The sequence below is a fragment of the Parendozoicomonas verongulae genome, assembly GCF_009711465.1.
Taxonomy (GTDB): domain Bacteria; phylum Pseudomonadota; class Gammaproteobacteria; order Pseudomonadales; family Endozoicomonadaceae; genus Sansalvadorimonas; species Sansalvadorimonas verongulae.
Genome location: NZ_SMME01000871.1, coordinates 21,554 through 34,079 on the forward strand (window position 1 = coordinate 21,554; position 12,526 = coordinate 34,079).

8 protein-coding genes are annotated in these 12,526 nt (G+C 51.7%); 7 read left to right on the plus strand and 1 reads right to left on the minus strand.

The annotated features are described in order from the left end of the window. Positions 1-39: 39 nt before the first annotated feature. Both E1189_RS20600 and E1189_RS20605 read left to right on the plus strand, forming a co-directional pair. Positions 40-1,413 carry a DNA recombination protein RmuC gene (locus E1189_RS20600; protein ID WP_230460567.1) on the plus strand — a complete coding sequence of 458 codons (1,374 nt, stop codon included), beginning with the start codon at positions 40-42 and terminating at the stop codon, positions 1,411-1,413. 212 nt (positions 1,414-1,625) lie between these two features. After that, on the plus strand, positions 1,626-2,918 hold the full coding sequence (locus E1189_RS20605) for a diacylglycerol/lipid kinase family protein (protein WP_196221542.1): 1,293 nt from the start codon (positions 1,626-1,628) through the stop codon (positions 2,916-2,918). Here the strand turns inward: E1189_RS20605 and E1189_RS20610 are convergent. Next, positions 2,899-4,089, minus strand: a complete 1,191-nt coding sequence (locus E1189_RS20610) for an alpha/beta hydrolase (RefSeq protein WP_196221543.1) — start codon at positions 4,087-4,089, stop codon at positions 2,899-2,901. The two genes, E1189_RS20605 and E1189_RS20610, sit on opposite strands and share 20 nt — an antisense overlap. Before the next feature lie 344 nt (positions 4,090-4,433). On the opposite strand from E1189_RS20610, the gene E1189_RS25645 reads away from it, so the two are divergent. The 5 genes from E1189_RS25645 to hypF all read left to right on the plus strand — a co-directional run bounded on the left by E1189_RS25645 (position 4,434) and on the right by hypF (position 12,521). After that, a complete protein-coding gene (locus E1189_RS25645) occupies positions 4,434-4,970 on the plus strand; it encodes a 4Fe-4S dicluster domain-containing protein (protein WP_329602149.1) in 537 nt (178 codons plus the stop codon). Between the two features lie 50 nt (positions 4,971-5,020). Continuing rightward, entirely contained in the window at positions 5,021-7,162 is a 2,142-nt protein-coding gene (fdhF, locus tag E1189_RS20620; RefSeq protein WP_155163054.1) for a formate dehydrogenase subunit alpha, read from the plus strand. A gap of 134 nt (positions 7,163-7,296) precedes the next feature. Next, positions 7,297-9,429, plus strand: coding sequence for a sigma 54-interacting transcriptional regulator (locus tag E1189_RS20625; RefSeq protein ID WP_155163055.1), 2,133 nt, complete (start codon positions 7,297-7,299; stop codon positions 9,427-9,429). After that, positions 9,413-10,252 (plus strand): formate dehydrogenase accessory sulfurtransferase FdhD, encoded by an 840-nt coding sequence (gene fdhD / locus E1189_RS20630; protein ID WP_155163056.1) that lies wholly within the window; start codon positions 9,413-9,415, stop codon positions 10,250-10,252. The genes E1189_RS20625 and fdhD overlap by 17 nt, the downstream gene beginning before the upstream one ends. Next, positions 10,200-12,521 carry a carbamoyltransferase HypF gene (hypF, locus tag E1189_RS20635; protein WP_230460568.1) on the plus strand — a complete coding sequence of 774 codons (2,322 nt, stop codon included), beginning with the start codon at positions 10,200-10,202 and terminating at the stop codon, positions 12,519-12,521. The genes fdhD and hypF overlap by 53 nt, the downstream gene beginning before the upstream one ends. The last annotated feature ends 5 nt before the right edge of the window (positions 12,522-12,526 follow it).

Genomic DNA, 12,526 nt, shown 5'->3' on the forward strand with positions numbered 1-12,526 from the left:
TTCTTAGGGAAAATAATGTCTGGCATGGAATGTCCCTTTATGACCACGGCTTCATTGATTTACCTGAGTCTCACACTTGTTCTTCTTATTGTCGCAACAGCACTGGCCTGGCGTTTTTCTGCCCTGCATGCCCGCAATCGGTTAATACATGAATGGCGTGAACAGGGGCAGGAAAAGTCTCATCAACTTCTGGAAGCTCAGCAAAAAGCTACTTACCTCACAGAGCAGAAACAAAATCTTACGCAACAAGTGGAATCCTTGAGTGACAAGCTGGCCATCACCGAGCGAGAGTTGGAAGAACGCGGGCTGGCACTGGTGGCAGCACGAAAGGATCTGGAAAACACAACTGAGAAACTGCAGCTGTTGGAGCAAGCTGAGCAGCGGCTGGGTCAACAGTTTGAAAATCTGGCGAATAAAATTTTCGAGAACAAAACCAGCCGTTTTACTGAACAGAACAAAGCCGCTATGGAGGGCGTACTGGGGCCTTTCAAACAGCAGATCAGTGACTTTAAACAGCAGGTGTCTCAAGCCTACGACAGCGAAGCCCAACAGCGTCGTTCCCTGAAAGATGAAATCAGTGGTCTGAGAGAGCTGAATCAGCGAATGAGTGAAGAGGCTCTAAATCTCACCCGTGCCCTGAAGGGGGATAAAAAACTTCAGGGTAATTGGGGGGAATTGGTGCTGGATCGGGTGCTCGAAGAGTCCGGTCTGAGGGAAGGGCACGAATACATCCGACAGGTGTCTCTCAAAAATGAAGAGGGTGGACGCCAGCAGCCGGATGTCATCGTGCATCTGCCCGATGGCAAAGATGTGATCGTAGACTCCAAGGTTTCATTGATCGATTACAGCCGTTCTGTGGAGGCAGACGCTGAAGAGGAGCGCGGTCGCGCTTTAGCTGCTCATGTGCAGTGTCTGCGCAATCATATTCGTGGATTAGGGAAAAAGAATTATCAGGACATAGAAGGCGTGAGAACTCTGGATTATGTGTTGATGTTTATCCCTGTGGAAGCAGCGTTTTACAGTGCCATTGAACACTCACCCAACCTGTTTCAGGACGCGTTGGATAGCAATATTATGCTGGTCAGCCCCACTAATCTTCTGGTGGCGCTACGCACTATTGAAAACATCTGGCGCTATGAACATCAAAACAAAAACGCCCAGCTTATAGCGGATAAAGCAGCGGCGTTATACGACAAACTCCGTGGTTTTACCGAAGATATGCAGAAGTTGGGCAGCCAGCTGGATACTGCCCGCAAAACCTACGATGGAGCCATGAATAAGTTCTCCAGTGGCCGGGGGAATGCTGTTCGTCAGGCTCAACAGTTTGTGGAGTTAGGCGTGAAAGTGAAAAAACAAATGCCTTCTGAACTTCTGGATCGTGCTGCAACGGAGTTGGAGTCACAAAGTTCATGATGCCTGTATTGAGCCATTAGAGCTGTTTCATGATCTATCCTCTTACCGGTTTGAGTGGAGGGTTGTTAATGGCGTTTTCATTTCGAAAGGCATACACGTTGCTTTTGATGCTATTCACATTTTCCTGTTATGGAGGTGTGGACGGTTTCCCCTTGAGGTTCACAATACCCCCTGCCGGGGGGAGGGGAAATCTGATCCAATTGTGTTCCCTGATGTCTTTAAACAGGGAGGCAGCGACTACTCTGATATACGATCAGGATGACCGTTTTGCTTTAGAGACAGATACGCACCTTCGGGGCATCAGGAAAAAGTATATATATGGCGTAAGACGCACTCCTCGGAATGACACCTTGTTGATTACCCATGGGGATCCTTTTCGAGAGGATGATTCCCAAAAGTACCCGATATTGCAGGTGGAGCTGCGTTTCAATAATGCCAGGGAAAAAGAAACTGCCTTTAAAAAATTGAATGAAGCGTTATTCGGGAGAAGTGATGGGCTGGCCAGTCGCAGGCCTTTGAAAGTTATCGTGAATCCTGTGAGTGGAGAACGCAGGGGAAACGAGGTGTGGGCCAAGGTTGCGCAGCTGCTGGCAGATGCCCAGATACAAACTGAGGTGTACTTTACTGAAGCTGCTGGCGATGCAGAAACAGAAGCCAAAAGGCTTATCGGAAAAGAGGAAGAGTACAGCGGAGTGATGGTTGTCGGTGGTGATGGAACGGTTTATGAGGTGCTGAATGGCCTGACTTCCCGGGGGGACATGTTTAATGACCTTCCAGTCATGATGATACCGGCAGGAACCGGAAACGGCATGGTGGCCTCGCTGGGTATCAGACACTACAACCGGGCAGCGTTAGGTGTGATACAGGCTATACGTAATGAGAGAAGTGCTTCGCTGCCAGAGTGGCCACTTTTGAACTACACATTGCTTCAGGCGCCAAACGGGGACGAGGAGGACGAACCGAAGGCACTGGAGCATGGGGTCAGCTTTATGGGGCTGCACACAGCTATTGCTACGGATGTTGATATTGGCAGTGAACTGATTCGCGGGGTACCGGGCAGGGAAACCTTGTGGGCTATTAAGGAACTGGTTCGCCCCAAACACCACCCAGTGAAGTTCTCCGGAAAGAGAAAGGGGGGGGATGACCAATACTTTGAGAGTGAAGGAGATTTTACTTATTTGATGGTGATGAATATCCCGTGGGCTAGTGCGGATCATCACATCGCTCCGGATTTGGATCCACGGACAGAGGGTATGCATGTCATTCACATAAACCGAAGAGATGCACCATTACGTGAACGTTTCCATGCTTTTACCCACATGTCTGACGGCTCTTATATCAACAGGCCTGCCGTGAGGCGCAATAAGGATGTGCACAAAATCAGTGTGACAGATGAAGCCCAAAGAGTAGGGCAAAATCTGTTCACGATTGATGGTGAGCTCAAGGTTGGCGGGCAGATAGACCTGGAGATCAGCCGGCACAAACTCAAGATTCTCTATCTTTAGACGGAAATGTCTCCAGCAAATCTTTAATCATGACGTCGTAAGCAGGGTTGAATGTCAGCCTCGCGTGAAACCCTTTCCCCTCATGGCTGCCCCAGGCACTGTACCATACCGGCTTACCAGCACGACAGGCAGCCCTGTCGGCCTCGGATGCTTCTTCCTGATTACGACAAAGGCGCTCTGTGCCGTTAACTCCGTAATAAGGGTTGTTCGGTGAAAACAAAATGCCCATGTGAGACATGTTGCGGATTCTCCACTCAGGCATATAGCTTTGGATCGTGCGGATTTGGCCATCGATACTGGATTTTGCTGATCCATACCAGATCAGGTGGTTGTTCGGGTGGGTAAAGCGGGTCTTGAACATCTCTTTGATCCAGGCTGTTTCCAGCACACTGTCGTGCTCCGTCAGCACCATAAACACCGGGCGATCAAAGGTGGCCTGGTTAAGCTGGTGCATGGCCATGCGACTGGTTTTGTAATACTGGGCAAAGCCGTTCACAGGCATATCGGAGTAACGGGCATAGTTAGTGAAATTGCCTGGATCTCTGGAGGTTACCCAGTTTTTCACCCGTGACAGTGCAGGTGTCATAAAAGCCAGAGGTTCATTGGATTTAAATCCGGGGGCGAACAGCATCAAGCCTTTAATGTCCGGGTCGTCAACACTGTAGGCATACGCCAGGTTACCACCGGTAGAGAAACCGCCCAGATACACGTCGTCAACATCCTTTTTCAGCAAGGCGACCTGCTGTTCCACAAGCTGTTTCCACTCCCGATAATCTACATCAACCATATCTGCAGGGCGGGTGCCGTGGCCGGGTAGCAGAACGGTACGCACCAGAAAGCCTTCATGAGCCAGTGACTGAGCAATATCAACAAACGAGAACGGCGAGTCACCCAGCCCGTGTATCAGTAATACCCCTTTTGTCACGTCTTTTGAGTGTTCCGGTTGAACTTCAAAGGGAGCATTGGCATCAATTTCGTCAGCGTGATGACTGGTGAGAAAGTAGCGGTGCTCCGCCAGCATCTTACGGGATTGCTGAACGTACTCATCAAACGTCGTATATGCCTTGCTGTAACTGACACCGGACGGTGTGTAAAACGGGTGTGTGGAGTGGGACTGGCAACCACTCAATATCAATAATGGAAAAACAACAGCTATCAGGAACTTTTTCATTCCACTTACCAACCTGACTCTAGAGCGAAGATGACTTTGCAATGTATCAGTGGTTTGCAGGCAGGTCTTGCCGTGATGGACAGAACGATGTGCTATTTGCATGAGTATTACACTCCCTGACGAAATGATGACGAAGCTCTCCGGGAAATCGTCACTCCTGACGAAATGCCCGCGTTTCCGATTTGCTCAGGCGTTACTAATTCCAGCAAAAATGATGTGAACGCCTTGTGAATAAAGGCTCATGGAGAGTTGGTACATAAAGTGCTTAGCAGGCTTAAACTGGCAAAGTTGCTGGCTCTGTGAATGAATCGTTGGCGAGCTGGCGGTCAAAAGGAATCCAGGTAGTGAACAAATATATTTTTGCCGACTCCCAGTCTTGTATTGGTTGTCGTACCTGCGAAGTGGCCTGTGTCATCTCTCACCAGGAAGACCGTTCCCTGAGTGCGTTGGACCCGAACAGCTTCGCCCCCCGTCTGCAGCTGATTCAGAATGCACAGGTCACTGTACCTGTGATGTGTCGTCAGTGTGAAGACGCCCCCTGTGCCCGTGTGTGTCCGAACGATGCGATTACCCGTGAAGACGACATGATCAAGGTGAATCAGGAACGCTGCATCGGCTGCAAGACCTGTGCAATCGCCTGTCCTTTTGGAGCCATGAATGTGGTTACCCAGAACAAGACAGTTGGCAGTGGCCTGTTCGCCCGGGATGAAACCCGAGCACTGGCGCTGAAATGTGATCTGTGTACCGATCATCAGGAAGGCCCACAGTGCGTAAAAGTTTGCCCAACCAATGCCCTGCGTGTTGTGACACCTGCAAAGGTTGAGGAAGTGAGCGCCAATCGTCGTGAGGCGGCAGCTATGGCAGCTATGGCTGTCTCTTAAGCGCTACTTGTTAAAAGATAATTGAAGACTGATTTTTTCAGGAAAACTGGATGAAGAAGATTACAACGGTGTGTCCGTACTGCGGCACCGGCTGTAAGATGAATCTGGTCGTGGAAAACGACAAGGTCATCAGCGCCGAGCCCGCCATGGGCCGCACTAACGAAGGCAACCTCTGCCTGAAGGGTTACTACGGTTGGGACTTTCTGAACGACACCAACTTGCTGACACCGCGTCTGAAAAGCCCCATGATCCGTCGTGAGAAAGGTGGCAAGCTGGAAAATGTGTCCTGGGACGAAGCCATCAGCTTTGCCTCCGAGAAGCTCAAGCGCATCAAGGCTGAAAACGGCCCTGACGCGATCATGACTACTGGTTCTGCACGCGGACCGGGTAACGAAGCTAACTTCGTTATGCAGAAGTTCGCCCGTGCTGCAATCGGCACCAATAACGTGGACCATTGCGCCCGGGTCTGACACGCCCCCTCTGTCGCCGGTCTGGCGAAAACTGTAGGTAACGGTGCAATGAGCAACGCCATTACTGAAATTCAAGACACCAAGTGTCTGCTCGTATTCGGCTACAACGCCGCGGATTCCCATCCTGTTGTGGCACGTCATATTAACAAGGCCCGTGCGAACGGTGCCAAAGTTATCGTTGTTGACCCGCGCAAGATTGAATCTGCCCGTGTTGCCGACCAGTGGCTGGCCCTGAAGAACGGTTCCAACATGGCTGTGGTGAATGCCCTGGCCAATGTTCTGATTACTGAAAATCTGGTGGATCAGAACTTTATCAACAATTACACCGAAGGCTTCGAAGAGTTCAAGGCGGTTGTTGAGAAGTACACCCCTGAGTCTGTTGAGAAGATCACCGGCCTGAAGGCTGAAGATGTTCGCATGGCGGCTCGCACTTACGCAGCGGCACCCAACGCCATGATCCTGTGGGGTATGGGCGTGACCCAGTATGGTCAGGCGACAGACGTTGTCCGTGGTCTGGCAGCTCTGGCCCTGATGACCGGAAACTTCGGTAAGCGTGGCGCGGGCTGTGGCCCTGTGCGTGGTCAGAATAACGTTCAGGGTACCTGCGATATGGGTATGCTTCCTGACGTTTACCCCGGCTATCAGAAGGTGACTGACGACGCTGCTCGTGAAAAGTTCGAGAAGCACTGGGGCGTAAAGCTTTCCCCTGATGAAGGCTACAAGATCACTGATCTGGGCCATAAGGTAAAAGACGGCTCCTGCCGTGCTTACTACATCTTTGGTGAAGATCCTGCCCAGACCGAAGCCGATCTGGCGCACCTGCGCAAAACCCTCCAGGCCATGGAGCTGGTGATTGTGCAGGATATCTTCATGACCCAGACTGCTGAAATGGCCGACGTTATCTTCCCGGCAACCAGCTGGGGCGAACACGAAGGTGTTTACAGCTCTGCAGACCGTGGTTTCCAGCGTTTCTCCAAGGCCGTCACTCCTCCTCCGGGCGTGAAGACTGACTGGGAGATTTTCTGCCTGATGTCTCAAGCTATGGGTTACCCTATGAGCTACGAGAACACCAAGGAAATCTGGGACGAAATCCGTGAGCTGTGCCCACTGTACGCGGGTGCGACCTACGAGAAGATGGAAGGTCTTAAGTCTGTTCAGTGGCCTTGTCCGACGGAAGATCACCCAGGTACCTCCTTCCTGTTCGAAGGCAACACGTTCTCTACGCCTTCCGGCAAGGGCCAGTTCATTGCTGCTGAATGGCGCGCGCCAATGGAACTGCCTGATGGGGATTATCCGCTGGTGCTGTCGACCGTACGTGAGGTGGGTCATTACTCCTGCCGTTCCATGACCGGTAACTGCTCCGCGCTGCAGACTCTGGCGGATGAGCCTGGTTACATCCAGATGCACCCTTCCGACTGTGAGAAGTACGGTGTGAAGGATCAGCAGCTGGTATGGATCTCCTCCCGTCGTGGCAAGGTGATCAGCCGAATCAGCGCTAACGAGCGTGTGAACAAAGACGTTGTGTACATGACCTACCAGTGGTGGATCGGTGCCTGCAACGAGTTGACCATCGAGCACGTTGACCCTGTCTCTGCAACACCGGAGTACAAGTACTGCGCCGTTAAAGTGGAAGGCATTGAGGATCAAGCCTGGGCCGAAAACTACGTGCAGACCGAGTACAGTAATCTGAAATCCAAGTTGCGCACCGCCGCACGCGGTTAAGCGTTCTTCCCCATAACATTTCAATGATGTGAGTTGTTTAATTGTTATGGGGTTGACCGTCTCTTTACGATCCCCCTGACAGTGCATTCCTTGAGTGTGCTGTGTCTTTTCCGGACCGATGAAGAGGTTGATTCATGCACTGCGAGCACTCGCATATTGAAATGGGTTCACTGGCCAGCCGATGGGATGACGACTTTATAGGACTCTCCGGTTGCCTTCTTGAAGCCGATAGTATTTCAACCTTTGTGCGCAGCCTGAATGAGTTTTCTATTGAATTTGCCAGTCTCGCTGTTATCAGCCTGGTGATTCACGATTACCCTGGTCGGGGTAATACCGTTTTCTCCATTGATCCCAACAGTCTCGAAATACTGAAAATTTCTCGTGAAAATTACGACATGCCAGACCATGAGCTGGATGAGCGGGAAGTGATCAATATGATGGATGGGGACATCTTCGGCAGTGTCTATCCGGAACTCACTCGCCTTCCTCCTTACCGTAACTTAAAGCAGTACTGTCAATTCCCTCTCAATGCAGTGAACCGGCACCTGGGCGGTATTGAATTTATCAGTCACGAAAGCGAGCCATTCAGCGAACTGGTGCTGTGCAAACTCAAGCAGTATGCATCCATTGTTGCGACTTTGATTGCCCCGATGCTTGATCGGGACAGGGCCAAATACGAAAGCAGAAGAAAACAACCGGAAAATAACGCTGCCAGGTTGCTTGTAGAAGTCACCAACATGGTGATGAGTCAGGGGAGTGTCGATGGCCTTGTGGCAGGTCTGCATGAATTGTTGTTCCGTCACTTTGGCATTGACCATGTCGCTCTGAAATATTTTTCAGAGAAACTGAACGTTTTTGAGTGTTATGTCCTCTCAGCCAATCAGCCTGATAAAGTGCACTTTGAGGTGGAAGACGCCAGCAAGGGCTGTGAAATTGAATTAAATGTCCTCCACACCAGCCATCCAGTCACGCGCAAAACGGCGTTGAATGGTCAAGTACGGGGCATGGGATTTCTGCCACTGGTGTTCCGAAATCGCTGCCGAGGTGTGGTGTGTTTGGGCCATGCCGGGGATTACTTCTCTATCTGTGATCTGAGCCTGCTGCAACGCATTGTGGCGCGGGTGGCTATGGCACTGCACAGCATACAAGTGCATCAGCGCACCTTCTCACTACAGCAGGAAAATCAGGTTCCCATTCGCGAGCAAATTCATCGTCACCAAGTGTTTGATGAGGTTATCAGTCAGAGCGAAGTGATGAACACTGTATTGAATCAGGCTGCTATGGTGGCGGATTGTGACTGTACGGTTCTGATTCTTGGCGAAACCGGTACCGGCAAAGAGCTGATTGCCAAAGCTATCCATGCCTTGAGTCATCGCAGTGACAATAAGATGGTGAAGATGAACTGTTCCGCCGTGCCTGCCGGACTGTTTGAGAGTGATTTGTTTGGACATGAAAAGGGTGCCTTCACAGGTGCGCTCAACAAACGTATTGGACGTTTTGAACAGGCGGACAAAAGCACGCTGTTTATGGACGAGATTGGCGATATGCCTCTCGACCTGCAACCCAAAATTCTCCGTGCGCTCCAGGAGAGTGAAGTGGAGCGGGTGGGCAGCTACAAGCTGATTCCTGTCGATGTGCGTGTGGTGGCCGCCACCAATTGCGATCTGTTGAAAATGGTACAGGAGAAGACGTTTCGCAGCGACCTTTACTATCGTTTGAACGTGTTTCCCATCGTACTGCCGCCCCTGCGGGAACGTCGTGAAGATATTCCTCTGCTGGTGAAGCACTTCACCGCCCAGATCGCCGACAAAATGAAGCGGGAGATCAGCAGTATCCCTGAAGACACCATGCGTATTCTCTGCGCCTACGACTGGCCGGGTAATATTCGTGAGCTGCGCAATGTGGTTGAGCGGGCTGTGGTACTCACCCGTGGTCATGTACTGGATGTGCCTCTGGATGACTTGATGTTTTCAGAAGCCACTTCACGGGTCTCAGGCACATCGGAAGTGCGCAGTGTGCCTGAACGTATTCCTGCCAGCGAAATCCCTGCCCCGGTGTCTCCCCAGGCGTCTGAGAAAGAGCGCATCATCCGGGTATTGAAAGAAACAAACGGTGTCGTGGGCGGCCCTCGTGGCGCGGCTCAGATGATGGGTGTGAAGCGCACAACATTACTATCCCGTATGAAACGCCTTGGCATATCTCCCAAAGGCACAAGTAAATCCGCCACGGCTATTAAAAGAATAAGGACGTATGATGAAATCCACTGAGCTGACTACCACAGAATATTCACCCCTGCCCGTCTATCGCATACGCAGGAATGCAGGGCCGGACTACTTTGAAGATAACCTGATCGAAGAAGTGCCTGTTGCGCTGGTATATAACGGCATCTCCCACGCGGTGCTGATGTCCATTTGCACAAATCTGGAAGATCTGGCGGTAGGTTTCTCTCTGACCGAAGGGATTATCGATAGCTACCGGGATATCCGTGATATGGATATAGTACCCGGTTGCAGTGGCTATGAAATCCAGATTGCTATTTCTCCCCGCTGCTTCCAGCGTCTGAAAGAGAAGCGCAGAAGTATGGCTGGCCGTACAGGTTGCGGTATCTGTGGTGCAGAGGAGCTGGATCATGTGGTGCGGGAACAGCCTTGTGTTGGCAACGATCTGACCATCGATCCTGCCACTGTAGAAATGGCTTTCCGTACTCTGGAAGATCACCAGTTGCTGGGGCAGGCGACTGGTGCGGCCCACGCTGCAGCTTATATTACGCCAGCAGGCGAATTGGTTGCTGTGCGTGAAGATGCTGGCCGTCATATCGCTCTGGATAAACTGATTGGCTATATGGCCAGACACCAGCTGCAGGGAGGGGCGATTCTGGTCACCAGCCGTGCAAGCTTTGAAATGGTGCAGAAAACGGTGAGTGCTGGTATCGAAGCATTGTTCGCCATTTCTGCCGTCACTCGTATGGCTCGTAATCTGGCCGAAGAATCCAACCTGACTCTGGCGGGATTCTGCCGTCCCGGTAAAATGAGCGTTTATGCTCACCCTCAGCGTTTGGGTGCTGATGCAGGTTTGCAAGGTGATCATTAACCGTCTGGCTGTCCGTGTTTGGGGCACGGTGCAGGGGGTGGGGTTTCGCCCAACCATTTACCGTCTTGCCAAAGAGCTGCAGCTGACAGGAGTTATCAACAATAACGGTGAAGGTGTTTATATTGAGGTGCAGGGTGAGCAGGCGCTGTCGTTTGTTGACACCATGCACCGGGAAGCACCTCCACTCAGTCGTATTGAGCGGGTGGACACTCAGGAACTGCCCGTTGTTCAGGGTGAGCAGGTGTTTGTTATTGTTGCCAGTGAACATTCGACACTCACCAGTATCAGTATCTCTCCTGATAAAGGTGTATGTCCGGACTGTCTGGCGGAGATGAGCCAGCCCGGCAACCGCCATTACCGTTATCCTTTTACCAACTGTACCCACTGCGGCCCCCGTTACACCCTGGTGAAACAGCTGCCCTATGATCGCCCGTTCACCAGTATGTCAGCATTCCCCATGTGTCCGGACTGTGAAAAGGCCTATAACGATCCGGAAGATCGTCGCTATCACGCCCAGCCGGTGAGCTGTAATGTATGCGGACCACAGATCAGGCTGCAAACCTTTGAGGATGTGACGCTGGCGGATCGTTACGATGGGGTTGTTCAGGCCGCTGCCGCTATTCATACGGGTAAAATCGTTGCAGTAAAAGGCATTGGCGGTTACCACCTGTTCTGTGATGCCACCAATTCTGACGCTGTTGCACGACTGCGCAACGGTAAGCACCGCCCGAAAAAGCCTTTGGCGGTGATGATGACTCATCTGGAGCAGGTTCAGGCTTACACCGCAGGAACAGAGCAGGAGTATGGCCTGCTGAGCTCTCAGGAGCGCCCCATCGTACTTTTGAGTAAATCCGGTGAAGAGCTGGCAGAGAATGTTGCACCGGATGTGAATTGTCTTGGTGTGATGTTGCCTTATACGCCGCTGCACGTTTTGTTGCTGGAACTGCTGGATGTCCCCGTGGTGGCAACCAGCGCCAACTTATCCGGTCAGCCTATCTTGACGGCATACGAGCAGGTGAGGGCGCAGCTCTCCAATGTCGCTGATCTGATTCTCGATCATAACCGCCCGATTGTTCACCCCTGCGATGACAGCCTTGTACAGATTGTGGGTGGTCGTCGTCAGACTCTGCGCCTTTCCCGTGGTTATGCGCCCTTAATTCTGCCGTTGGAATCGCGCGTAGAGAAAAACGTGCTTGCATTGGGAGCCCAGCAGAAAACCAGCCTCGCCTTTGCAACGGGTAAGCAGGCGGTGATCAACCCCTTTATCGGGGATTTGAACAGTCTGGATATGCAGGAGCGTTATGAAGCAAATCTGGAGTCTGACTCAGGCCTGTATCAGTTCAAACCCGGGATGGTTGTTGGGGATCAGCACCCCGCTTATGAAACCACGCTTTTAGCGCAGTCAGAGGCAGAAGAGCATGATCTGTCCCTGTGTCAGGTTCAGCATCATCATGCCCATATCCTCTCGGTGATGGCAGAGCATGGCCGTACCAATACAGTGCTCGGTTTTGCCTTTGACGGTACTGGCTTTGGTGATGAAGACAACTCAGAAGAACATATCTGGGGTGGAGAGGTACTGCTGGCGGATGTCGAACAGGCACAGCGACTTTACCACCTCAAGCCTTTTCGCTTGATTGGCGGTGAGCGGGCGATTAAAGAGCCTCGTCGTATTCTTCTGGGGCTGCTGTTAGAGTATTTCTCACTTGATGACATTCAAGAGTTTCAACTCCCGGCTTTCCGGACATGGGCGCCGATGGTGTTCAACAACCTTTACAGGCTCTGGCAGAACCCTTCTGTTTCACCATTAACCAGTTCCATAGGGCGCTTGATTGATGCCTGGGCCAGCTTGCTTGATCTGGTGCAGGAAACAGCTTTTGAAGGCGAGTGCGGAATGGCGCTGGAGCGAGTGGCTCATGGCCAAGGCTGCGAGTACAGGCTTCAGGTGTCTGAGAATGGGCTGATGGATTGCAGCGCTATGCTTGCGCAGGTACTGGATGATCTGCACTGCAAACCAGTGTCTTCTGTTGCCACCGGTCTGCTGACCTCTGTAGCAACGCTGGTTATGGATATAGCCAGGTGCCACCCTGAGTTTCCTGTAGCTGTATCCGGTGGGGTATTCCAGAACCGCTTTATTATGGAACGTCTGATTAATCAATTCCATGCTGCCGGGAGAGAGTTGCTGACCAGCGAAAGTATCCCCCCGAATGATGGTGGAATCGCAGCCGGACAGCTGTGGTATGGCATTCACTCAATTCTTCAAAATAGATAACAGTT

What these genes read in the sequence shown, in the direction of transcription:
- E1189_RS20600 (WP_230460567.1), top strand. Translation starts at nt 40, where the DNA reads ATGACCACGGCTTCATTGATTTACCTGAGTCTCACACTTGTTCTTCTT.
- hypF (WP_230460568.1), top strand. Translation starts at nt 10,200, where the DNA reads ATGCTCACCCTCAGCGTTTGGGTGCTGATGCAGGTTTGCAAGGTGATC.
- E1189_RS20625 (WP_155163055.1), top strand. Translation starts at nt 7,297, where the DNA reads ATGCACTGCGAGCACTCGCATATTGAAATGGGTTCACTGGCCAGCCGA.
- fdhD (WP_155163056.1), top strand. Translation starts at nt 9,413, where the DNA reads ATGATGAAATCCACTGAGCTGACTACCACAGAATATTCACCCCTGCCC.
- E1189_RS20610 (WP_196221543.1), bottom strand. Translation starts at nt 4,089, where the DNA reads ATGAAAAAGTTCCTGATAGCTGTTGTTTTTCCATTATTGATATTGAGT.
- E1189_RS20605 (WP_196221542.1), top strand. Translation starts at nt 1,626, where the DNA reads ATGTCTTTAAACAGGGAGGCAGCGACTACTCTGATATACGATCAGGAT.